Consider the following 24182-nt stretch of genomic DNA (forward strand, 5'->3'; position numbering starts at 1 on the left):
AGAGTACTATCACGATCTCTAAAGCAGTAATCCCTGCTATTTCATTCAAGACATTTAGGTTTTAAATAGAGTTAACACTATGATGATATTAGAAATAATTATTGTGCTTGGGGCGATTTACCTCGGCGCAAGAATGGGCAGTATAGGGATAGGTTTTGCTGGAGGTGTAGGGGTATTAATTCTTACCGTTGGATTAGGGTTAACGCCAGGTGCTATCCCCATCGATGTGATGCTGATTATTATGTCGGTTATTACCGCCATCGCTTCGATGCAAGAAGCGGGTGGCATGGACTATTTGGTGTCTATTGCAGAAAAATTGCTGCGTAAGCACCCGAAACACATTACTTTTTTAGCACCAATAGTGACTTACACTATGACCTTATTTGCCGGAACTGGTCATACAGCATTTTCGACGCTGCCTGTGATTGCTGAAGTAGCAAAAGAGCAAGGTATTCGTCCATCTCGGCCGTTATCTATAGCGGTTGTCGCCTCACAAGTGGCGATTACAGCATCACCCATTTCAGCTGCTGTGGTGTTTTTTTCGGGTATTTTAGAACCGTTCGGAGTTGATTATTTAGTGTTGTTGGCTGTGTGTATTCCATCGACGCTTATTGCTTGTTTAATCGGTGCAGCAGTTGCGTCGATACTCGGCAAACCGCTAGCACAAGATCCTATTTATCAGCAGCGTTTAGCCAGCGGATTGGTGAAAACTCGTGGTGAAACTCAAGTCACGTTATTACCGGGTGCTAAGCGATCGGTTGCCATATTCTTGATTGCGATAGTGGCGGTGATGTCTTATGCCACTGCGATATCTGACAAAGTGGGCTTAATTACACATCCAGTGCTGTCGCGCGATGTGGCTATTATGTTGTTTATGCTCTCTGCCGCAGCAGCAATAACGTGGTTTTGCCGTTTAGATGCCAGTAAAATTTCTAACGCATCAACATTTAAGTCTGGCATGTCGGCGTGTATTTGTGTGCTGGGTGTAGCCTGGTTGGGTGACACTTTTGTGTCTAATCATATTGACGAAATTAAAAACGTTGCAGGAACCTTACTTCAAAGTCAGCCTTGGCTGTTATCGGTAGCGTTATTTTTTGCCTCAATGTTATTGTATTCACAAGGGGCAACCACTAAAGCGTTAATGCCTGCTGCATTGGCGATTGGAGTGAGTCCATTAACGGCGATAGCCTCATTTGCAGCGGTTAGCGCGTTATTTGTATTACCTACTTACCCAACGCTGTTGGCTGCCGTAGAGATGGATGACACTGGCTCAACGCGGATTGGCAAGGCGGTTTTTAACCACCCATTTTTGATTCCTGGCGTGGTGACAATTACATCGAGCGTGTTATTGGCCTTTTTGTTTGGCAGCCTAATGTTGTAAGTCACAGTAGAAACGAGAGTAGATATGTAGATATGTAGATATGTAGATATGTAGGTATGTAAATAGTAGAGCAGGCAGAGCTGGTTGATGTGAGAACTGGCTAGTCGAGTTGATAGCCCTTGTGCTCGACATTGGCTTTAATCAAATTAATCAGCTGTAACGTAGCGTAGGTTTGCGTATCTGGGTTGAGATAAAGCGATTCATTAAACATGGGCAGTATAGGTAATCCATGTTCAATCGGGTCTAGCACCTGCATTTGGTCGGTGATTCTAAATTCGGCTATTGGCGCAATCACTAAGTCGTTCTCGACAGCCATGCATAAGGCTTGTGGTGATGGGGTCGACAGCAATACATTAATGGGCCGCATCGAGAGTCGATGGTTAGCAAACACTTGCGCTCTAATCGGGCAATTTTCTGGATATAAACCCATCAGGATCGTCTTGCGCTTATGAGCTTTGCCTTCGACCGCCGCAACCCACTTAAAGCGACGAGTAAAGAGTAATTCGCCGTTAGTCGGTAGTTGCCAATGGGTTGCGACAATGACGTCAAATTCCCCTTGGTGTAAGCGTTTGTATAAGTTACCACTTACGTCAGTGTCGATAACAAGCTCTATGTTAGTAAATTCGCGGATAAATTCTAATAAACAGCTGCTTAAGTAGCACTTTATAAAGTCGGTGGGTACACCAAGGCGGATCACTTCACGGTTTTGGCAATCTTTTAACTCATCAATAGCTTGTGAATTAAGTTGCATCATTTTATAGGCGTAGTTAAGCAGCGTTTCACCAGACTCGGTCAAGGTCACGCCTTTGTTGTCTCTAATCAGCAAGGTTTGGCCGACACTTTCTTCAAGTTTTTTAACTTGTAGGCTAAGTGTTGATTGGGTTCGGCAAATTTTATCGGCTGCTTTAGACAAGTTGCCACATTCAGCAATAGCAATAAAACTTTCTAATAATTCTATTTTTAACATGGGCTATTGAATAAGTTCATAGTGGTATCAGTATTACTCAATAAAGGGTATCCACAAAGCTTGCTATAGTGTAAATGTGAACTGTTAACGCTTTATTAACCAAAATAAGATGGGGCCCGAAATGAGCAGCTGGGAACAACGTGGCAACTATCTGATAGAAGTATCACAACGTTGTTTAAAAGGGCATAAAACCTTTGATTTATGCCGCTCGCATTTAGTTCAAGCTAGCCAGATATCTAAAGGCACCATCTACAATCACTTTACCTCAGAGGCCGACTTAATTATTGCCGTTGCCTGTGCGGACTACCGCAATTGGCTGATGCAAGCTGAACAAGACACGCAGCAGTATAGCGACCCTTATTTACGGTTTATTTTTCATCATTGCCAACGTTTGTATCGTATTTTGTCTGAGCAAGCATTTGTCATTGCCCGAGTGGTTCCTAACGAGGCCGTTTTATCACAAGCGAGTGATTACTATCGTGAGCGCTTTGATCGCGTGCTTGAACAATATAAACAGTGGAATGCACAAACCTTAACGGAAATTGGTGAGGTCAGTGGCTTTAACCGCAGTGAGTTACTGTGTGACTATTTACGCGGTGCGATGATCAATAGTGATGATGCGCAAAAGCACTATAACGATGCAGAAATGTACTATCAACATAGTTTTGCTATGACGCAACTTATGGGGCATTCACAAAAGCGTCCACCTAATATTAAGGTGTTTGTACAGTGGTTGGCTGACAAAAAGGCATAAAAAAACCGTGTTTAATAACACGGCTTTTTATTAACTATTAGTAACTTAACGCATAGTAACAAACTCTTCTGCGCCAGTAGGATGTATCGCAACAACTGAGTCAAAGTCTGCTTTGGTTGCGCCCATTTTCATTGCCACGCCAAAACCTTGCAGTATTTCATCCATGCCAAAACCGATACCGTGAATACCGACAACCACTTCATTATCACCCGCACAAACCAGTTTCATTTTGCAGGCTTGGCGATGTGCTGTAACAGCTGAGTACATAGAGGTAAACGTTGAGGCGTAAACCTTAATATTGTCTTGGCCATACTTTTCAGCGGCTTCTGGTTCAGTTAAGCCCATGGTGCCGATGGGTGGATGGCTAAATACCACTGTCGGAATTAAGCTATAATCCATTTTGGCATCAGGTATGTTGCCGAATAAACGTTCTGACAATAAACGACCCGCTTTAATCGCGACGGGAGTTAATTCAACACCGCCCGCCATAATGTCGCCAACACAATAAACACCTTTCGCGGTGGTATTTTGCTGCTCATCAGTAATGACATAGCCTTTAGCATCTAACTGCACATCGGTATTTTCTAAGCCGATATTGCCCGTTGATGGTGAACGACCAATAGCCCAAATTAGGCAGTCAATCGTTAAGCTTTGGTCATTTTCTAATAGTAACGTCAGACTATCATCAGCATTTTTGGTGACCGATTTAGGTACGCTGTGAGTATGAAGCGTTGGGCCATCGGCGGCCATAGCATCAACTAATGCGTCGGTCAAAATTGGGTCAAAGTTACGTAGTGGTGCATGCTTACGTACTAATAAATGCGTTTCGCTGCCTAGTGCATGTAACACACCCGCAACTTCAACAGCTATATAACCGGCACCCACAACGGCTACACGCTTAGGTTGTTCACGTAATGCGAAGAAACCGTCTGAGTCGATACCGTATTGTGCACCAGGAATGTTAGGAATTGTTGGTGTTCCGCCAGTGGCAACCACAATATGGTCGGCAGTGTAGTGCTCGCCATCAACGTCAATGGTGTTGTTATTAATAAAGCGACCATAGCCATTTAATAAAGTGACTTTATTGCTCGCAAATCCACGGCTATAAGCATCATGAATGCGACTAATGTAGGCTTCACGATTGTCGACGAGTGTACTCCAATCGAATTTATTGACGGTAACATCAAAACCATAGTCTTTAGCGTAGAGGTTCAGCGCTTCAGCGACATGAGCGCCATACCACATGACTTTCTTAGGGACACAGCCGACGTTAACACAAGTGCCGCCAACGTGTTTTGCTTCAATAATTAATACTTTTGCGCCACGCATTGCTGCACGGTTTGCTGAGGCGATGCCGCCACTGCCTGCGCCAAGCGCGATATAGTCAAAATGTTGAGCCATGATGATCTCCACTAGTTTAATGTATCCATTGTAGGGGGGATTGTGTTTGCAATCTAGTCGTTAAACCAATGCATTGTTAACGTTTATGTTGGCATTCACCACGGTCAACGTTATTAGGGCCGCTGGTTGCGCACTTAAGACAGGTCCACTCGCTTTCCCTAATATCAATTTCATCTTGATAATGACTAAATTGACTGTTTTGGGTCTGACGTTGTTTTTTCTGAAGATGTTTTATGCGGTTATTGAGCCAGCGACAACTTGGATCATTGGCGATTGTTTTACTGGCTATAGCCGTGTTGGTTATGGTGGAGTGCTTTGAGATTGATGAGCGCGTGTTGTTTTGTTTGGTTGTTGGTTTTTTGTGGCTTGGTTTAAGGTAAATATCGTCGGCTCGATATTCTAACGCTGAGCGTTGCTCGGTGGGGATAATAATCACATTACCTTGATGATCGGTCGCATATTGCGACGGGAGTGAGTTGGCATTGTCATTGGTTAATGGGGGGCGTTTATCGGGCTCTTTGATAATTAGTTTGGTGAGCTCGCTGGCAAGTAATGAGGTACTGAGTAGCATCATCCAAACAGTAAATAATACAAATAGCATATTGATAAGTCGAGTTAACATAAGCTTCCTTGCTTGAGTAAAGGTGGCATCCAGTAGCCCCTTTAGTCTAGTCTTGGATTGCTAAAATGCTAGCAAAGCTTAAAAACTCAGTTTGAAATGCACCCCTGCATAGGTTTGATCTAAGCTGCCTTGAATATCGTCGGCACTGGCTTGTTGCTTAATGTCTCCTTGAGCGATGCTGTGGCTAATGTGCGCAGACAATGCCATTGAATCATTAAGTTTCTGTTCGGCTTCTAGTCCAAATTGGAAATGGTTAGCACCGTTGTGTTCTTCACTGCTGTATTGAAAATCAAACCCCTGAACAATGTAAGGTGTCAAAGTGAAGTGTTGAGTGATTTCCCATGGACTATGTATGCTCAGTTCAATGAAATAGCCGCCAGCTTCGGTTGCATAAGTGTAGTTAACCGCGGGTACAAACCACGTTAATCCATTAACCGTTAACGCGCCGAAAAATTCATTATCAGAACAGCGCTCATCACCATAAAATTCTAAGCGCTGATAGCCTACTGTGGCATCAATATTATTAGTGAGATGTAAGGTATATTCTAACCCTAGGTTCCATTCCACATAGTTCACCTGGTCTGCTCGACCTACAATGGCATAAACAGCGAGGTCGTTTTGTTCAATATTGGCCACTGCCCATGCAATACCGCCATGATCTAAATTGTCACGACCTTGAGTGACGTAATTATTTTCCCAAGCAACATCAAACCCCGCAGTCGGCTGGTATTCTGCCGTGGCGAATGCTGACGAGGTTGTCAGTAAACACATCATAATAGCCATTGTGCGATAAAAGGCGCGGCTACAATGGTTACGGTTTGATAGGCAAAAATCAAAGGTCATGTTTATTGAACTCATAATAGAAAAATGGAACAGTGCTTTTAATAAAGCGAATGGTAGTCCTTTTAACGTGAAAATAAATGATAATCAGTCTCGTTTGGGATCAGCCTGTCAATATTGATTGTGTAAATGAAGTGTAAAGTTAAATTGGGACCTGAGTCACTCTATTTATTGAATAAACCAGCTAGGGGGTAGAGCTGGTTATAAGTTGAATCAACGATAATATAGTCAAATTTGGCGATAAGAAGGTCAGATCGTCGCCTCGAAACCGAGGTTATATTTATTAGGATAAATTGTTTTTACGCTTGAAAACGGCAACATTTAACCCAATATAGGCTAAATACTCACGCGACATATTTCGAGGAATCTTTATGAGCAATCCATTGCTAAGTAGCGCAGAATTACCAGAATTTTCAAAAATTAAACCTGAACACATTCAGCCTGCAGTTGAGCAAGCCATTGCCAAATGTCGTGAGACTATTGAAGTACTATTAGCAAAAAATAGCCAATACACTTGGGACAATCTCATTGAGCCTCTTGAAGATGTTGACGATGAGTTAAGCAAAATGTGGTCGCCTGTGTCGCACATGAACTCGGTGATCAGTAGTGATAAATTACGTGATGCTCACGATGCTTGTTTGCCGTTGTTGTCAGATTACGGCACCTATGTTGGCCAGCATCAAGGTTTGTACGAGGCGTATAAATCGATTCATGAATCGACAGACTTTGCCCTGTTAACTCAAGCGCAAAAAATGGTGATAGAGCAGAGCTTACGTGATTTTGAATTGTCGGGTATTGGCTTGGATGACAGTCAAAAAGCGCGCTATGGCGAAATGGTTAAACGCTTATCTGAACTCACCAGTAACTTTTCTAATCAACTGTTAGATGCCACCGAAGCGTGGACTAAGCTTATTACCGACGAAGCAGATTTAGCGGGTTTACCTGAGTCAGCCATCGCCGCAGCTAAAGCTATGGCCGACGCTAAAGAGCAAAAAGGTTGGTTATTCACCTTAGATTTTCCGTCTTATTTGCCTGTGATGACCTATAGCGAAAACCGTGAGTTACGCGCAGAGTGTTACCGTGCATTTGTGACTCGCGCATCTGACCAGGGTCCTAATGCTGGTGAGTTTGATAACACCAATAACATGAATGAAATTGTGGCATTGCGTCATGAGTTAGCCAATTTACTCGGTTTTGCTAGCTACGCGGATAAATCGTTAGCCACCAAAATGGCAGAAAATCCAGCACAAGTATTGGGCTTTTTAAACGAGTTAGGCGAACGGTCTAAAGACCAAGCGTCAACTGAATTAGCCGAACTGCGTGCCTTTGCCAAAGACCATTACAACGTGACCGAAATGGCCTCATGGGATTTGAGTTTTTACGCTGAAAAACTGCAGCAACACAAGTACGAAGTGTCGCAAGAAATATTGCGTCCGTATTTCCCAGAAGACAAAGTCTTGTCAGGCTTGTTCTATACCGTTAATCGCTTATTTGGTTTAACTATTAGCGAACAAAAAGGCGTAGACACTTGGCATAAGGATGTTCGTTTCTTCCATATTCATGACGCCGATAAAGTACATCGTGGCAGCTTCTACCTAGATTTGTATGCTCGTAGCGGTAAACGTGGCGGCGCATGGATGGACGATTGTCGCAGTCGCCGGGTTACCTCTACTGGTTTGCAAAAGCCGGTGGCCTATTTAACCTGTAACTTTAATGGTCCTGTCGATGGCAAACCGGCGTTGTTTACCCATGACGAAGTCACCACCATGTTCCATGAGTTTGGCCACGGCATTCACCACATGTTAACCAAAGTGGATGTGGGCGGAGTGTCGGGTATCAATGGTGTACCTTGGGATGCAGTAGAGCTGCCAAGTCAGTTTATGGAAAACTGGTGCTGGCAAGAAGAAGCATTAGCGGAAATTTCTGGCCACTATGAAACGGGCGAACCATTACCAAAAGCATTGTTAGACAAAATGCTAGCGGCCAAAAACTTCCAGTCGGGCATGATGATGGTGCGCCAACTTGAGTTTTCACTGTTCGATTTTAGAATGCACCACGAGTTTGACCCCGCTAAAGGCGTCGATATCCAAGGTATTTTAGACCAAGTTCGCAGCCAAATTGCGGTATTAACCCCGCCAAGCTTTAACCGTTTTCAACACGGTTTTGCCCACATTTTTGCGGGTGGTTATGCCGCAGGTTATTACAGCTATAAATGGGCCGAAGTATTATCGGCAGATGCGTTCTCGCGTTTTGAAGCCGAAGGTATTTTTAATGCTGAAACAGGTAAAAGCTTCCTAAATAACATTCTTGAAATGGGGGGAAGTGAAGAGCCAATGGAGCTATTTAAACGCTTCATGGGCCGTGAACCCAATACAGATGCTTTATTGCGTCACAGTGGTATTGCAGTGTAAACCAAGCAAAATACATGGTTAAAAAATTAACAGCATAAACGCGAGTTTATGCTTTTTTTTTGCTGTTCAATCGACAATAAGTATACCCATTTCGCACTAAATTTATCACAGCCAGTAAACTACAGCATCTACTTTAGGTATTAAATTCAACAAACTGATCTTGCTGTTCACGTTATATATATTGTTACGACAAACTTAAAAGTATCGTTTATCGATAATTTATTGCTGATAAAAGGTTTGTGTGTTAACTTCAGTTTAACATTAACCAGCTTAGAATGATCATGGATAGAATTGTCTCGTTAAGTAAATGGATTAAATTGCTGATTGTATTTTTAGCTTTATTACAAGTCACTAGTTATAGCGGCACTATGGTGTTCGGAGAATTCCAAGCGGGTGAATATGTGTTAACCATTGATTGGTGGGGTTGGTTTAGCAGCTATCTAGCCGTCGACTTTGGTACACCTTGGCAAGCACTCGCTCAAAGCCTTTATGATGCGGGATTTCATCCTGGGATCATTCTGGGCAGTGTTGAAATTCTACCTTACCTGTTTATTTACTATTTTCTCTACCAACTTTTTGGCCTGTATCAGCAAGGTCATGTGTTTACTCCACGTAACTTCCGCTGCTTGAGCCGTATTGCCTTAGTATTTTTAGTCTGGATTTTACTCAGCCTTTTCTACCCGATGATCATCGCATTTACATTGCACTTTAGTGGTACATCTAGTGCGGTACCTGTTTATTTTAGCCTTGGCAGTCAAGAATTAAAGTATGCACTTTTCGGAATGATTTTTTACTGTGTGGCATGGGTAATGAAGCATGCAACTGAGCTTCAAGAAGAGGCGGAGTTGACAATTTAATGGCCATAATTATTGAGCTGGATGTGATGTTGGCAAGGCGAAAAATGAAGTCCACTGAACTAGCTGAATTGATAGGTATAACCCCTCAAAATTTGTCGGTGCTTAGAAGTGGCCGCGCAAAAGCGATTCGATTTTCGACACTAGACGCTATTTGCCAGCATTTACAATGCTCGCCAGGTGACATTTTAGTCCACAAGGACGATGAATAAATTAAGGACAATAATATGCAAAATTTGCTTAAAAAAATAACCACAGTAGCAATGTTAGGCACCACAATGCTGGTTACTTCAGGGTGTACTATGCGCCTAAGTGAAAGCACCTTTATTGCCAGCGATGAAGTCCCCACAGCCTTTACCGCTGAGTTTACTCAACAATTACAGCAGGCGATGCCTAATCATTTGATTACCCCAGTCAGCTTAGAGTCAATTGATCACGTTAAGTTAAATGGTTTTTATATCGATAACCCCAATAGCCTTACAACCTTGGTCTTTTATCAAGGCAACGGCATGAAAATCGAACCACATGGCCTGTCGGTACTGACCACATTATCAACGCTCAATACCGATATTTTAGTAATGGATCGTCGTGGATTAGGGGCAAGTGAGGGTCAACCAAGCATTAACAATATTATTGCAGATGCTCAGCAACAACTGGATTATTTACATCAGCAATATCAGCCTGAAAAAGTGATATTGCACGGTTACTCATTAGGCAGTTTTATTGCCGCTGATTTAGCAAAAAATAATAAAATAGATGCGCTGGTTTTACACGGTTCAGCAACTAATGCCGACGACTGGGTTGATGAAAAAACACCGTGGTATATGGCACCGTTTATGACTTTGGAAATGTCAGAAGATTTTCGTAAAACAGATAATAAGCAAGTGGTCGCGCAATATTATCAAGGGCCATTATTGGTGATTGCGGCAGAAGATGATGAAGAAGTCCCGCCTGAACTGTCTGAAAAACTGTTTGTCGCTAGTCAGTCAGCCAATAAGCAGTTAATTATGGTGCCCAACGTTGGCCATCAAGGCATGTTAGACGATGCCAATACCATGAGTCAGTATCAAACGTTTATTACTGCATTGTGATTTAGTTTGTCTCCAAATTAATTTCACATGGATGTGAACAGATTCATTAAGCCACAATAGTTGCTATTGACCTAAAGGCGGCTGCCATAACTCGACTTTATTACCTTCAGGATCGATGACCCACGCAAACTTGCCGTATTCAGATTCATCTATTTTATCGAGGACATTACAGCCTTCTGCTTTGAGGGCTGCTATGACAGCGTGAAGGTCTTCAACGCGATAGTTGATCATAAATGGGGCTTGGCTTGGGGAAAATTGGTCGCTTTTCTCTGAACTCACCGCCCAGATAGTGGTTCCACCTACGGGCTTGTTATTTGAGTCGCTCCAAGAAAAAGCCGCGCCGCCCCATTCTTGAACATCAATGCCCAGATGACGCTTGTACCAAGCCTGCAATGCAGGTGCATCTTTTGCTTTAAAAAATATGCCGCCGATACCAGTGACGCGTTTCATGTGAACCTCCATATATCATGTTTAAAACCATGTTCTGCTATAGGGCTAGTGTCCTAATATTGGTTGCTGAGTAATATGTTAACGTTACAAATATGCTTTTTTTAAAGTGTTATAACCAATTTTTTATGTGAGTTGGAATGAGTCTATGAGCTGCTAATTTGCATAAAATATTCGTGCTGATCTTCACCGGTAATTTCAAACCCTAACCTTTTGTATAGTTGCAACGCAGGGTTCTGTTTTAATACAGTTAACTCAATCAATTTTGGCTTCGAGTCTGTGATAATTTGTTGTAATATTTTTTGACCAAATCCTTGCCTTTGAAACAATGGATGGATTTGGATCTGCATGATTTCGACTGTAGCTTCACTGACTCGATATTTTAACGTCCCGATTAACTCGTTGGCGTACATGACCAGATAAGAGCATTCATAAGCATCGTTTAATCTATATTCATGTTGCGCATCAGACAAGAACTGCCCAGACTTTTCTAAATGCTCAACCATGGTTAATTTACGTAAATCGAGTAGGTAGGTTTTGTCTTTTTCGGTGGCGGGAATAAATTCACATCTCATTTATACCTCGTTGCGCATCGGTTATGACGTTTGACTTGTAATATGACATTACTATAAGCCAAATAGAACTTATTCTATATTTAAGATATTTTTTTATAACTTATTAGATGTAAAAAAAGAGGCGCCATTTAATAATGCGCCTCTTATTTTTATCTGATAGTGCGTCACTCTTGTGACAGCCTATTAATGACTTTATTAATTACGCCAGCTTTAAATCATACTGGTTACGGTACATCACCATGTCTTCGATGGTGAGTACAGGCATGTTGTGCTTAAGGCCAAAGGCGATAATTTCTGGTGTTTTGGCCATGCTGCCATCTTCGTTGGCCAGTTCGCATAATACGCCAGCTGGCATTAAGCCTGCCATTTGCATTAAGTCGACAGTGCCTTCGGTATGACCGCGACGAGACATCACTCCGCCAGCGCGAGCACGTAATGGGAATACGTGTCCAGGATGAGCCAAGTCAGATGCTTTGGCATCGCGGTTTGCGGCTGTTTTAATGGTGGTCACGCGATCTTGTGCGGAAACGCCAGTGGTAACACCGTGCTTTGCTTCAATTGAGATGGTAAACGCAGTTTGATTGGCGCTGTTGTTATTAATAACCATTGGCGGCAATTGTAACTTGTTGGCGTGTTCGTCAGTTAAGCATAAACACACAATGCCGCTGCATTCGCGGATCATTAATGCCATTTGGGCTGTGGTTAAATGCTCGACAGAATAAATAATGTCGCCTTCATTTTCACGATCTTCATCGTCTAGCAATAATACGCCTCGGCCTTCTCTTAGCGCGGCTAGTGCGAGTTCTACTCGGGTGATTGGATCGCCAAATTCGGCAAGTAGTGATAACTGATTCATGGTTGTACTCCTAAAATGACCAGAATCAGGGCTTGTAAAGAGGGATATAAATCCAAAACAAATTGCATCAACAAGCCGGGGCTAATTGATGTATCTCTATTCTCTCTCATCCGGACTGTAACCGTCGGCTCTGGACTGTTAGACATTACTCATGAGTAAATACCTAAGTCACCAGATCTGCTGACCTCGACGAATCGAGCGCTCGCGGGCTCACTTTTTCAAGTTTACCGCCGGTGGGGAATTGCGCCCCGCCCTGAGAATTATAAACAATGTGTTTGCGCTGATTTGGCTGTAATCGACTCAACGACTACGGCGTTATTGTTAGTAAGTTAGGTGAAACTCAGTTAACTCACTGTCAATTTAATCAAAACGCCTCGCTATGTTAATCAGTTAAGCCACAGATGAAAAGGGGGATAAGTCTCAAAAAGAGTAACAAATAAAGTGTAATGCCAATTTTGTGCTACCAAATACAGCTAAAGCCGCTTGCTCGCTGGTATGACCTTTGTTAGCCTGTCGCGCTTACATTAGGAGTAACCGTGCATGAATCTGTATTTTCGTATTATTTTGTTGTTTTTATGGCGAATAGGTCATTGTAAAAGTATTGGTTTTTTAGGCACTAGCCGAATTGATTATCGTGCTTTACCGTTAGATTGCGATATCAATATGCATTTAACTAACTCGCGTTATCCTGCTTTTATGGATTTAGCGCGCACCTATTTGATTGCCGAAATGGGTTTGATGAAACAGTTTCTAAAAAACAAATGGTTACCGATAGTGAATGCGGCAGAGTTTACTTATATCCGCGATATTAAGCCGTTTGAAAAGTTTACCATTGAAACTAAAATCGTTGGTTGGGACGAAAAATACTTTTATATTGAGCATCGTATGGTTACCGCCCGTGGTTTACATTGCATTGCGCATGTTCGTGGTGTGTTTGTATGTCGAGGTAAACAAGTGCCTATTGAAACCTTAATTGCTGCTGCCGGTTACACAGGTGACACACCTGAAATGCCTGCTGAAGTGGTTAAATGGAAACAGTTTTTACAACTTAAAAAAGAACGTAATATATAGCGTTAGTTGTTTTTGGTATCAATGTTAATGTTTAAAGATCAACAAGCCTTTATCTGCCGTATTGGCAGATTATTGCTTGGGTTAAAGGAGCTACGCGGTGGCATTAGAAAAGTTCAGTGATATTTGGGCGCGAGCATGTGAGCGTAAAGGCGGGCCAGCGGCAGTTAAGTCATTGCTGCCTGGCACTCTCGATGCCGATGAAATCGGCGAATATACTGATGCGCAGTTATTGTCTATTATGAGTAAACGCGTGTTTCAAAGTGGCTTTGTGTGGCGAGTGGTTGATAACAAATGGCCTGCGTATGAAAAAGCCTTTTTTGACTTTGAACCAATGAAGGTGCTGATGCTGTCACCCGATCAAATTCAACAGCGGGCAACCGACCCAGTGCTTATTCGGCATCAAAAGAAAACCCAGGCGATTGTTGATAACGCTTATATGATCCAGCAGATTAATGCAGAACACGGCAGTTTTGCGGAATTTATTGCTCATTGGCCAAGCGATGACATTACTGGTTTGTGGCAAGTGCTTAAAAAGCGCGGCACCCGTTTAGGTGGCAATACTGGGCCTTATTTTTTACGTGCAATAGGTAAAGATACCTTTTTATTAAGCCAAGATGTGCAGTCATATTTAACTGCTCATAACGTCGTTGATGCTGGCTTTACATCGCAAACCGCTTTACGCCAAACCCAAGCTGCATTCAATCATTGGCAACAAGAATCTGGCATGAGTTTAGCGCATATCAGCCGTATTATTTCATTCGGTGTGGGTGATAACCGAGTGTAGAGTAGCCAACAATGGACTTATGCCTGATAACGACATAAAAACATGGTAACGATGCTTGCGGCAATGTCATCTTTTTGTTGTTCGTTTAATGGCTCTTCGACTTGAAATATTAATGGCCAAAAACATTGGCCTTTAATCAAGCTTTGCACTTCTGTTTGGGCCAGTTCAACATTTTTCACTGTTAAGCGTCCGTCCAGCGTTGCTGCTTTTATCCAGCGCAAAATAGCCGTTTCTTCTTTAATTACCTTTTGTAATTCTTCTTGCATTTCAGTGGTATAAAACAGATGGCCAATCACCATTCGCGATACTTCAACGTGCTCTTCTGATTGAATATAATCCATATCAAAACGCACCAACTGTTGCAGTTGTTCAGCCAAAGGTTGATGTGAGTCATATACCACAGAGGGTTGAGATAATGCTTGTTGCCATAAATCAGTCATCAAGGTCATCACCAAAGCTTCTTTGGTGGCAAAGTGGTTGTACACTGTTCGCTTAGACACTCCAGCTACTTCGGCTAATTTATCCATACTCGTTGCCGCAACCCCTAATTCTTTAAAGGTTGTTCTAGCTGCTTCAATAATCGCGGCGCGTTTAATCTGGCTGCGTGTTTGCTTTTCTGTGTTCATTGGTTTCATCTAATCAATCTTATTGTAATATTTTACACTGAGTAGTTTACTTTTCAACAAGGGATTATTAAACTACACCGTGTAGTTTACTTTTGGAAGCGATAGATGAAAATATTAATGAGTCTTTTAGTCGCGCTTGGTGCATTGATTGTGATTATTTTGATCAATAAATATTGGACTGAATCGCGTGGAAATAAGACACAAATCTTCAGCAATACCGAGAAAGTCTATCAAGCGGGTATTAGCAGCTTATGGCCAATTGCCAAAGCCTATTGGTCGACAAAGCGTCAAGCGCCCATTCCCCAAGGTGTGATCCCATTAGAAGCATTAACCCCAGAGATATTGGCTCAATCGACACAAGATACCGTTTATCGTTTAGGTCATTCGACGTTATTGATGCGTCTTGATGGCGAATATTTATTGATTGATCCGGTATTTAGCGAGCGAGCATCACCGGTGCAGTGGGCAGGACCGAAACGTTTTCATCAATCGCCAATCAGTATTGCTGATTTACCGGCAATAAAGGCGGTGATTATTAGCCATGATCATTACGATCACCTCGATAGCGCTGCCATTGAGCAATTGGCTACCAAGGTGCAACATTTTGTTACCCCACTTAAAGTGGGTAAGTACTTAACGGCTTGGGGCGTTGATCCTATTCAAGTGACCGAACTGGAATGGTGGCAGTCTGTTGAATTAAATGGCTTGAGTATTACCGCGACACCAGCGCAACATTTTTCAGGCCGTGGCTTGCTTGATCGGAACCAAACCTTATGGGCGAGTTGGGTTATTCAAGGTTTACAACATAAGGTGTTTTTTAGCGGAGACAGCGGCTATTTTAATGGATTTAAAGAAATTGGTGAGCGTTATGGGCCATTTGATCTCAGCATGATTGAAACGGGCGCCTATAATGAATTGTGGAGTGATATTCATATGTTGCCAGAGCAAAGCCTACAGGCGCATATTGATGTTAAAGCAAAGGCAATGATGCCAGTACACAATGGCACTTTTGATTTAGCGTTACATGATTGGTTTGAGCCTTTTGAACGTATCAACCTGTTAGCTAAACAGCAAAATGTCACCTTGTTAACGCCAAAATTTGGTCAAGCGGTGATGTTAGCCAATCCGCAAGCTAGCGAGTTGTGGTGGCGTGCCATTATGCTTGAGCCACAAAAAACAGATGAATTAAATAAGGTTGTCATCAACAATAACTAAGTTAATGTATTAACAGTGTACGTAGGCATGGATAGTTAATCCATAAATTGACTTTACCAGCATGTTACCAGGTAGTGTATTTTATGACTTAATAGGTAATGTTTGTTTGATTACCTGCGTATCGATTACAGTTTGATAACATATTCAATATATTTAACTGAAACTTATTATTTATTTACAATTTATTCGCATTAGCTTAGTTGTTTGAATTTTATACCTATGCGATAAAGTACACAGAAAATTTAACAGTTTAATTTTAGCTATTTTCAAATGAAATTCCTCAAGACTGAGGTGTCATATTGAAAATAAATTGGAGTAGGAGCACTCATGCACAAAGCATTGAAAGTCGCCGCAGTTATTTCTGCTGCATTATGGATTACCGCATGTGGTCAAGGGGATGAAAATGCCCAGTCACAGCAACCGCGACCACCTACACCCGTTGGCGTGATGACAGTTGAAGCAATTTCGCAAGCGATTAAGGTTGAATTACCGGGTCGAAGCCGTGCCTTTTTAGAAGCTGAAGTGCGTCCACAAGTGTCAGGTATTATCACTAAGCGTGCTTTTACCGAAGGCACCGAAGTTAAACAAGGTCAATCTCTGTATCAAATTGATGCAGCCACTTATAAAGCGGCATTAGTGAGTGCAGAAGCCGATCTTGCTAGCGCAAATGCGGGTTTAGCCTCAGCAAAAGCCAAAGCGGCGCGTTATGCCAAATTAGTCAAAACCAATGCAGTCAGTAAGCAAGATTTTGACGAGACGGAAGCGTTATTTAAAGAAGCACAAGCTTCAGTAGCGGTAGCGAAAGCCGCTATTAATACCGCGACCATCAACACCGAATATACTGAAGTTAAAGCACCGATCTCTGGTCGTATTGGTAAGTCATCTGTTACTGCTGGCGCGTTAGTGACCGCTAATCAAAGTAATACCTTAGCGACAATTCAACAGCTTGATCCGATTAACATCGACATCGTTCAGTCAAGTGCACAATTATTGCGTTTAAAAGCCAATTTACGTTCAGGCCAGTTATTGAAAAGTGACAATGCTAAAGTGACCTTAATTCTTGAAGACGGCAGAACATACGATCAACAAGGTATATTACAATTTGCTGAAGTGAATGTAGACGAAACTACCGGTTCAGTGACGTTACGTGCCGAGTTCCCTAACCCTGACGGTACCTTGTTACCCGGTATGTATGTGCGTGCGCTATTAAATGCTGGCCAAGACCCACAAGCTATTTTAGTGCCTCAACGTGCCATTACCCGTAATTCCAAAGGCCAAGCGGTTGCAATGATAGTAAACCAAGACAGTAATGTTGAAATGCGCGTGGTACAAACCGCTGAAGTGATTGGTCATCAATGGCGTATTGTCGATGGTTTGTCTGTTGGCGATAAGTTAATTGTCGAAGGATTACAAAAAATCCGCCCTGGTGCACCGGTTTCTGCACAGGTGTTAACGGCTGACCAACCACAAAAGTAGGGAATCATTATGGCTCGTTTTTTTATTGATCGCCCTATTTTTGCGTGGGTGATTGCACTATTAATTATGCTTGCAGGTGTGTTAGCCATCAGAGGCTTACCCATTGCGCAGTATCCAAGTATTGCACCGCCAACCGTAGTGATCAGTGCTTTCTATCCTGGTGCGTCGGCCAAAACCATGGAAGACACTGTCACTCAGGTGATTGAGCAGCGCATGACTGGGCTTGATCACTTACGCTATATTTCTTCAACCAGTGACAGTTTTGGTAATGCGAAGATTACCCTAACGTTTAATGCTGAGGCTGATCCAGATATTGCTCAAGTACAAGTTCAGAATAAGCTGCAAGCGGCTACGCCATTGTTGCCTACTGAAGTTCAACAGCAAGGTGTACAAGTTAACAAGTCCAGTTCTGGATTTTTAATGGTACTTGGTTTTGTGTCTTCTGACGGTTCGATGGGCAAAAGCGATATTTCTGATTATGTTGCTGCCAACGTTCAAGACCCAATGAGCCGTGTACCTGGTGTGGGTGAACTCACGCTTTTTGGTGCGCAGTATGCGATGCGTATTTGGTTAGACCCGTTTAAGTTAACTCAATACAAATTAACCAGTATTGATATTATTGCGGCAATACGTGAGCAAAATGCCCAGATATCAGCAGGACAATTAGGTGGTGCCCCTTCGGTTGCGGGTCAAGAACTTAACGCGACCGTATCAGCACAGAGCCGCTTACAAACCCCAGAGCAATTTAAGCAAATCATTGTTAAATCTGACTCATCAGGTGCCAATGTTTATTTAGGCGATGTCGCCAGAGTTGAGTTAGGTGCAGAAAGCTACGCAGTAGACTCATATTACAATGGTAAACCAGCGTCGGGCCTTGCATTCAAGCTGGCTACAGGCGCGAATGCGTTAGACACGGCAGAAGGCATTAAAGCCAAAGTTAATGAGATGAAAGAGTTTTTTCCTCAGGGACTTGAAGTCGTTTATCCCTATGATACAACGCCATTCGTAGAGCAATCGATAGAAGGTGTAGTGCACACATTGATAGAAGCCATTGTGTTGGTATTCTTGATTATGTATCTGTTCTTACAAAATTTTAGAGCAACGCTTATTCCTACCATCGCTGTACCAGTAGTATTGCTAGGTACGTTTGCGGTGCTATCAGCAGCAGGTTTCACCATCAACACCTTAACCATGTTTGCCATGGTGTTGGCCATTGGTTTGCTGGTGGACGATGCGATTGTGGTGGTGGAAAACGTCGAACGCGTGATGTCGGAAGAAGGCTTAAGTCCGCTGGAAGCCACCCGTAAATCGATGGACCAAATTACCAGTGCGTTAGTGGGTATTGGTTTGACCCTGTCAGCTGTATTTGTACCAATGGCATTTATGTCTGGGTCGACAGGGGTTATTTATCGTCAGTTCTCGATCACCATTGTATCGGCTATGGCCTTGTCGGTGTTTGTGGCAATTGTACTAACGCCTGCGTTATGTGCCACCATGCTAAAGCCTGTTAAAAAAGGCCATACTCATGCAGATACCGGTTTCTTCGGTTGGTTTAACCGTAAATTTGATGCCATGACATCACGTTATGAATCAAGTGTTGGCAGTATTTTAAAGCGTTCATTTCGTGTCATGTTGATCTACGTTGGTTTGGTTATCGCAGTGGCCTGGATTTTCTTACGCATGCCAACTGCATTTTTACCCGACGAAGACCAAGGTATCTTGTTTACCCAAGCTATTTTGCCAACCAACTCAACCCAAGAAAGCACGGTTAAGGTCTTAAAAGAGGTATCCGACTATTACCTTACCGAAGAAAAAGAACTCGTAAATTCAGTGTTTACTGTGGCGGGCTTTAGTTTTGCGGGTTCTGGTCAAAACATGGGTATTGCGTTTGTGAGCCTAAAAGATTGGTCCACACGTGAAGCGCCGGGTGAAGATGTTAAGTCGTTAGCGGGTCGAGCTATGGGTCGCTTTATGCAAATTAAAGAAGCCTTAGTGTTTGCCTTTGTGCCGCCATCAGTGATTGAACTTGGTACCGCAAATGGTTTTGACGTTTACTTAAAAGACTTAAACGGTCAAGGACATGCCAAGTTAATTGAGGCGCGTAATCAATTATTGGGCATGGCTGCGCAAAACGCTAATCTTGTAGGGGTTCGTCCAAATGGACAAGAAGATGCGCCTATCTATAAAATTAATGTTAATCACGCCAAATTACGTGCTTTAGACATTGATATTAATAGTGTGAACAGTGTCTTGGGTACCGCGTGGGGTGGGTCGTATGTGAATGACTTTATCGACCGTGGCCGAGTTAAGAAAGTTTATGTTCAGGGTGAGGCTAAATACCGTATGCAACCTGGCGACTTAGACTCTTGGTATGTGCGTAACAATAATGGTGAAATGGTGCCGTTTTCAGCATTCGCATCAGGTTCCTGGGAGTTTGGTTCACCTCAGTTACAACGTTTTAACGGTGTGCCTGCGGTTAACATTCAGGGCGCTACAGTCCCGGGCTACAGTACCGGTGCGGCGATGGATGCACTTGAAAAAATGGCTGAGAAGCTTCCACCTGGCTATGGCTTAGAGTGGAATGGTTTGTCGTACGAAGAGCGTTTATCGGGTAACCAAGCGCCTAGCTTATATGCGTTATCTATTTTAATCGTATTTTTAGTGTTAGCGGCATTGTATGAAAGCTGGTCGGTACCATTATCGGTCATTTTAGTTGTTCCACTCGGGATTATTGGTGCCTTACTGGCAATGAGTGCCCGTGGTCTGCCTAATGACGTATTTTTCCAAGTAGGCTTGCTAACCACGGTGGGCTTGGCGACTAAAAATGCCATTCTAATTGTCGAGTTTGCTAAGGAATACTACGAGAAAGGCTCAGGCTTAATTGAGGCAACCTTGCATGCTGTTAGAGTACGTTTACGCCCAATTCTAATGACCTCTTTAGCATTTGGTCTAGGTGTTGTGCCATTAGCGATTAGCTCAGGAGTAGGCTCTGGTAGCCAAAATGCCATCGGTACTGCGGTATTGGGCGGTATGATGACCTCCACCTTCTTAGGTATCTTCTTTGTGCCGTTATTCTTTGTGGTGGTTGAACGCATTTTCAGTAAGCGTGAAAAACCCACTGAAGAGGAAAATGAAAAAGTTGATAATGATAGAAAAGACATTTAATTTTTTACATTATTGATTGTTAAAAGCCCAGTTTTGCTGGGCTTTTTTGTGACTATTGTTTCTCTATAGATGCAGCTGCTAATAAATAACCTTAATGGTGTTAAGTCAGCATTATTAAACGATATTTTGATTATTTGTGCAGGGGAAACTGTAAATGTGTTTAAAAAACACTCTTGTGCGAATGCTTTTAGGTAGTTGATAAAACTAAAGATTAAAATTTTAACTGTATAGTATTCAACCGTGCTAGTACTGTTTTTTGTGTTATAGTTAAGATCTGAATCAAAACAGTTTATTAACATCTATTGGTGTTTGGCTTACTCTTTTGTGGTTTATTTTTAGCAAAGGTATCGCCAATAAAGATGAACTTTTGATTAAATAATGATTATGATAGTGAATAACAATAATAAAGGATGTCACCATGCAGGCGCTGTTTATAAGCCTCACTTTAGCCGCTATTCTGGCTTATCTTTGGTATGCCAGTTTACTTAAAAAACGCACTTCAGCCATTGAAGCGCTGAAAGTGATCGACTCAAAAATTGATAAAAGACTGACATTGTTTACCGAGCTATGTCAGGAAAAACCATCTTATCCACGCCCTTTAACAGATGACCAACAAGCCCAGTTGGAGCAACTAAAACTGTTACAGCCCGAACATGATTGGGAACAACCGATTGAAGAGTCAAATATGGCTGGTGGCTCTTTGTCGGTATCGATAGCCGCTTGGCAGCAGATTGATCAAGGTTTAGAAGCGCTATTAGCTACAGTGAATAAAGACAAACTGAGTGCGGATCAGCTCGCTGAATATATACAGCTAGAGCTCGACTTTGTCCACGCAGAAGACTTTTACCGTAAAGCCGTAGATGAGTTAAACAGTGGGGTTAAAATTTTCCCAGGTTCGGCGGTGGCAAAATTCGCCCGTATCGCGCCGATGCCTATATTCGATCAAGTGCAGGAATAGTCACATGACATGGCGTAATCGGCAGACGCTATTGGGTATAGCTACCTTGTTGGCTTGTATTTGTGTCCCTATACAAGCCAAGCAAGTGGTTTATCCTGCCGTGGAAGACGTTGAAAAGCCGCAAATCAAAGCTAAGTATATTCCTCAGCAAGCCGCAGCAAAAAAGCAGTTATCGTTACAGCAATCTCAAACTACCACAGCTGAAAATCACCCAGCGCCGACTATAGAAACATATAACGTGTTGAGTCGCCGCAACACTAAGCCTGCCGATGAGCAATCAATTAATGATCAGCTGTCGTTGAATGCAGGCTATGTAGGAAACAAACAGAAACCGCGTACCTTAACCAATAATTATGCGTTAACGAAAGCGGGCACAGTATCGAGTAAGCCTCGTGTTAAAGCCAGTTACTCCGAAAATGGTATTGTCAGTGATTTAGGCGTTGAAAAGCGTAAAGTGTTTCAATACAAACAAACCAATGGGGTGATGGTGTTTAGCGACCAACAACCGCTGGATGCAGACTATCAAGTGTTATTGTATGAATGTTTTGCATGCCGGGTCGATTCGGTTATCGATTGGTATAAGATCCCATTATTTACCTCACATTTCGCCGCCGACGTCGCTTTAGCCGCGCGGCAGTATCAGCTTGACCCTGCACTTATTCGAGCAGTGATCCATGCAGAATCAGCGTTTAAAATTGGCGCATTATCCAAAGCAGGTGCCAAAGGCCTAATGCAATTAATGCCAGGTACTGCTAGCGATATGGACGTCGATGATCCTTTCAATGCTCAACAGAATATTCGTGGTGGCAGTCGTTATCTTGCGCAGCTATTAAGCCAATTTAACGGCGACATTGACCTTGCTTGTGCGGCATACAATGCCGGCCCAACGACGGTGATGCAATACCGCGGTATACCGCCCTATCCTGAAACACAAGCTTATGTGAAGCGCGTAAAAATATTATTAAAACGCTACCAAAAAGCATTAGCCAGTTAATTTAAGGTATTTATTAATGAACCATGTAATTCATAAAGTACAACCTAAGCGGGTCAAACTCAGTCGTAACAACGGTTATTGTTTAGCGGGTATGGCCGGGTTGCTGATATTGGGTGCTGTAACAGTGCCAGCATTTGCTGCCGACAAATCAACGTTTGTTGCCCCATCACAAGAAGATGTGCGTTTATACGACATTGCTACCGCACCACAAGCTAAGCGGATTGAACAAGATATTCGTACTTTAGTTGGCTTCGGGACCCGTCATACCTTGTCGGATACCCAATCTGATACCCAAGGTATTGGTGCCGCTAGGCGCTGGATTGAAGCTGAGTTTAATCGTATATCCAAAGAGTGTGGTGGCTGTTTAGAAGTGGTAACGGTTAGTGACACTGTTCAAGGTAAACGAATCGAAAATCCAACCGAAGTGGTTAACGTTATCGCGATTCAGCGTGGTAAAACGGATCCTAAGCGTGTGGTGATGATGAGTGGCGACATTGATTCTCGCGTTAGCGATGTGTTGGATGCCACCTCAATTTCTCCTGGTGCTAACGACAATGCATCGGGTGTGGCTGGGGCGCTAGAAGCTGCACGAGTATTATCAAAATATCAATTTAACGGCACTATCGTTTATGCTGCATTGTCGGGCGAAGAGCAAGGTTTGTATGGCGGCAATATTTTAGCTGACTATGCCAAAACGCAAAATTGGCAGGTTCAAGCAGTATTAAATAATGACATGATTGGCAATATATCTGGCATTAATGGCGTGGTGAATAACAGCAGTGTACGGGTGTTTTCTGAAGGCGTACGTTTTGCCGAAACCGCAGATGAAGCCAAAGAACGCTATTTTAGTGGCGGCGAAAATGATTCTGCTTCACGCAATTTAGCTCGTAAAATTAAATCGCTAGCCGACCAGTACATGACTAATTTAGAGGTGATGTTGGTGTATCGACTCGATCGTTTTGGTCGTGGTGGGCATCATTTACCGTTTAATCAGGCTGGTTTGCCTGCCGTGCGGATTATGGAAACCAACGAGAACTATAATCGTCAGCATCAAGATATACGGGTAGAAAATGGTATTGCGTATGGTGATGTGATTGAAGGTGTTGATTTTGGATTTACCGCCAAACTGACTGCACTTAATGCGCTAAGTTTAGCGTCACAAGCATGGGCACCCGCGCCACCAACCAAGGTGACCATTGCAGGGCAAGTATCGCCGAGTACCACCTTAAGTTGGGCCAGTAGTGACGACAAAACCGTTGTCGGTTATCGCGTATATTGGCGCTCAACAACGGTAGCGGAATGGACTCATAGCCGCTATGTCGGCAAGGTTAATCAGTTCACGTTAGATAATATGGTTATCGACAATTATTTGTATGGTGTTGCGAGTGTTGCCGCGAATGGCAATGTTAGCCCAGTGGTATTCCCTGGTGCGGCAGGCGCGTTTTTTAAGTAATGCTCAGTCATACGTCAATAAATAACATCAAGGTCGTGGCGCTTCGCCCACACCTGACCAAGAAGGGGGAAACTGCTTCCCCCTCTTGGATCTCCCCCACAGCTCCGACAAAGTGTTGATCCTCATAGCATAATAAAAATCGCCTAACGGCTCAGATGGTACATCCATGTACCCCTGAGCCTGTGCCATCATCCATGATGTCACTACGGCATTTTCATCACACTATTTCGGACACTTCGGA

The 24182-nt window shown here is 42.9% G+C and carries 22 protein-coding genes and 1 riboswitch; of the genes, 14 read left to right on the forward strand and 8 right to left on the reverse strand.

Going from position 1 to position 24182, the window contains the following annotated elements; genetic code table 11:
• Positions 1-79: 79 nt before the first annotated feature.
• On the forward strand, positions 80-1381 hold the full coding sequence (locus AAEY99_RS03450; protein ID WP_351009177.1) for an anaerobic C4-dicarboxylate transporter: 1302 nt from the start codon (positions 80-82) through the stop codon (positions 1379-1381).
• A gap of 100 nt (positions 1382-1481) precedes the next feature.
• Here the strand turns inward: AAEY99_RS03450 and AAEY99_RS03455 are convergent, their stop codons facing one another.
• The gene (locus AAEY99_RS03455; RefSeq protein WP_101088567.1) at positions 1482-2348 is read right to left on the reverse strand and encodes a LysR family transcriptional regulator; all 867 of its coding nucleotides are present in this window, start codon (positions 2346-2348) and stop codon (positions 1482-1484) included.
• Between the two features lie 121 nt (positions 2349-2469).
• On the opposite strand from AAEY99_RS03455, the gene AAEY99_RS03460 reads away from it, so the two are divergent.
• Positions 2470-3102: a TetR/AcrR family transcriptional regulator gene (locus tag AAEY99_RS03460; RefSeq protein ID WP_101088566.1), complete on the forward strand. Its 633-nt coding sequence runs from the start codon at positions 2470-2472 to the stop codon at positions 3100-3102.
• A gap of 45 nt (positions 3103-3147) precedes the next feature.
• Here the strand turns inward: AAEY99_RS03460 and gorA are convergent, their stop codons facing one another.
• The 3 genes from gorA to AAEY99_RS03475 form a co-directional block, all read right to left on the reverse strand.
• The gene (gorA, locus tag AAEY99_RS03465) at positions 3148-4503 is read right to left on the reverse strand and encodes a glutathione-disulfide reductase (protein ID WP_351009181.1); all 1356 of its coding nucleotides are present in this window, start codon (positions 4501-4503) and stop codon (positions 3148-3150) included.
• A 76-nt stretch (positions 4504-4579) separates the two neighbouring features.
• Positions 4580-5125: a hypothetical protein gene (locus AAEY99_RS03470; protein ID WP_351009184.1), complete on the reverse strand. Its 546-nt coding sequence runs from the start codon at positions 5123-5125 to the stop codon at positions 4580-4582.
• Between the two features lie 78 nt (positions 5126-5203).
• Positions 5204-5968 (reverse strand): hypothetical protein, encoded by a 765-nt coding sequence (locus tag AAEY99_RS03475; protein WP_351009185.1) that lies wholly within the window; start codon positions 5966-5968, stop codon positions 5204-5206.
• Between the two features lie 368 nt (positions 5969-6336).
• Between AAEY99_RS03475 and prlC the strand changes: the two genes are divergently transcribed.
• The 4 genes from prlC to AAEY99_RS03495 all read left to right on the forward strand — a co-directional run bounded on the left by prlC (position 6337) and on the right by AAEY99_RS03495 (position 10321).
• On the forward strand, positions 6337-8376 hold the full coding sequence (gene prlC / locus AAEY99_RS03480; RefSeq protein ID WP_351009188.1) for an oligopeptidase A: 2040 nt from the start codon (positions 6337-6339) through the stop codon (positions 8374-8376).
• 281 nt (positions 8377-8657) lie between these two features.
• Positions 8658-9233 carry a DUF2975 domain-containing protein gene (locus AAEY99_RS03485; protein WP_351009191.1) on the forward strand — a complete coding sequence of 192 codons (576 nt, stop codon included), beginning with the start codon at positions 8658-8660 and terminating at the stop codon, positions 9231-9233.
• Positions 9233-9442: a helix-turn-helix domain-containing protein gene (locus AAEY99_RS03490; protein WP_011639279.1), complete on the forward strand. Its 210-nt coding sequence runs from the start codon at positions 9233-9235 to the stop codon at positions 9440-9442. The genes AAEY99_RS03485 and AAEY99_RS03490 overlap by 1 nt, the downstream gene beginning before the upstream one ends.
• A 15-nt stretch (positions 9443-9457) precedes the next feature.
• The gene (locus AAEY99_RS03495) at positions 9458-10321 is read left to right on the forward strand and encodes an alpha/beta hydrolase (protein WP_350998241.1); all 864 of its coding nucleotides are present in this window, start codon (positions 9458-9460) and stop codon (positions 10319-10321) included.
• A gap of 63 nt (positions 10322-10384) precedes the next feature.
• On the opposite strand, the gene AAEY99_RS03500 is transcribed toward AAEY99_RS03495, so the two are convergent.
• The 3 genes from AAEY99_RS03500 to ribB all read right to left on the reverse strand — a co-directional run bounded on the left by AAEY99_RS03500 (position 10385) and on the right by ribB (position 12199).
• Positions 10385-10771: a VOC family protein gene (locus tag AAEY99_RS03500; RefSeq protein WP_101088559.1), complete on the reverse strand. Its 387-nt coding sequence runs from the start codon at positions 10769-10771 to the stop codon at positions 10385-10387.
• Between the two features lie 143 nt (positions 10772-10914).
• On the reverse strand, positions 10915-11343 hold the full coding sequence (locus AAEY99_RS03505; RefSeq protein WP_101088558.1) for a GNAT family N-acetyltransferase: 429 nt from the start codon (positions 11341-11343) through the stop codon (positions 10915-10917).
• 199 nt (positions 11344-11542) lie between these two features.
• Positions 11543-12199, reverse strand: coding sequence for a 3,4-dihydroxy-2-butanone-4-phosphate synthase (ribB, locus tag AAEY99_RS03510; protein WP_182744069.1), 657 nt, complete (start codon positions 12197-12199; stop codon positions 11543-11545).
• Between the two features lie 94 nt (positions 12200-12293).
• Positions 12294-12464: riboswitch (FMN riboswitch) on the reverse strand.
• A 275-nt stretch (positions 12465-12739) separates the two neighbouring features.
• Between ribB and AAEY99_RS03515 the strand changes: the two genes are divergently transcribed.
• Both AAEY99_RS03515 and AAEY99_RS03520 read left to right on the forward strand, forming a co-directional pair.
• Positions 12740-13270 (forward strand): thioesterase family protein, encoded by a 531-nt coding sequence (locus AAEY99_RS03515; RefSeq protein WP_101088556.1) that lies wholly within the window; start codon positions 12740-12742, stop codon positions 13268-13270.
• A 97-nt stretch (positions 13271-13367) separates the two neighbouring features.
• Positions 13368-14054, forward strand: coding sequence for a DNA-3-methyladenine glycosylase I (locus tag AAEY99_RS03520; protein WP_351009196.1), 687 nt, complete (start codon positions 13368-13370; stop codon positions 14052-14054).
• 17 nt (positions 14055-14071) lie between these two features.
• On the opposite strand, the gene AAEY99_RS03525 is transcribed toward AAEY99_RS03520, so the two are convergent.
• Complete coding sequence (locus tag AAEY99_RS03525) at positions 14072-14689, reverse strand: TetR/AcrR family transcriptional regulator (RefSeq protein WP_192116172.1); 618 nt, start codon at positions 14687-14689, stop codon at positions 14072-14074.
• 96 nt (positions 14690-14785) lie between these two features.
• On the opposite strand from AAEY99_RS03525, the gene AAEY99_RS03530 reads away from it, so the two are divergent.
• The 6 genes from AAEY99_RS03530 to AAEY99_RS03555 all read left to right on the forward strand — a co-directional run bounded on the left by AAEY99_RS03530 (position 14786) and on the right by AAEY99_RS03555 (position 23941).
• Positions 14786-15895: an MBL fold metallo-hydrolase gene (locus AAEY99_RS03530; RefSeq protein WP_351009199.1), complete on the forward strand. Its 1110-nt coding sequence runs from the start codon at positions 14786-14788 to the stop codon at positions 15893-15895.
• 327 nt (positions 15896-16222) lie between these two features.
• The gene (locus AAEY99_RS03535) at positions 16223-17371 is read left to right on the forward strand and encodes an efflux RND transporter periplasmic adaptor subunit (RefSeq protein WP_101088552.1); all 1149 of its coding nucleotides are present in this window, start codon (positions 16223-16225) and stop codon (positions 17369-17371) included.
• 9 nt (positions 17372-17380) lie between these two features.
• A complete protein-coding gene (locus AAEY99_RS03540; RefSeq protein WP_101088551.1) occupies positions 17381-20536 on the forward strand; it encodes an efflux RND transporter permease subunit in 3156 nt (1051 codons plus the stop codon).
• Positions 20537-20954: 418 nt separating this feature from the next.
• Positions 20955-21494, forward strand: coding sequence for a hypothetical protein (locus tag AAEY99_RS03545; protein WP_162024116.1), 540 nt, complete (start codon positions 20955-20957; stop codon positions 21492-21494).
• Positions 21495-21792: 298 nt separating this feature from the next.
• Entirely contained in the window at positions 21793-22488 is a 696-nt protein-coding gene (locus AAEY99_RS03550) for a lytic transglycosylase domain-containing protein (RefSeq protein WP_392341772.1), read from the forward strand.
• A 91-nt stretch (positions 22489-22579) separates the two neighbouring features.
• Positions 22580-23941: a M28 family peptidase gene (locus AAEY99_RS03555; RefSeq protein WP_392341773.1), complete on the forward strand. Its 1362-nt coding sequence runs from the start codon at positions 22580-22582 to the stop codon at positions 23939-23941.
• Positions 23942-24182: the final 241 nt, after the last annotated feature.

This window comes from Shewanella sp. S1-58-MNA-CIBAN-0166 (genome assembly GCF_040310085.1).
In the GTDB taxonomy this organism is placed as follows: domain Bacteria; phylum Pseudomonadota; class Gammaproteobacteria; order Enterobacterales; family Shewanellaceae; genus Shewanella.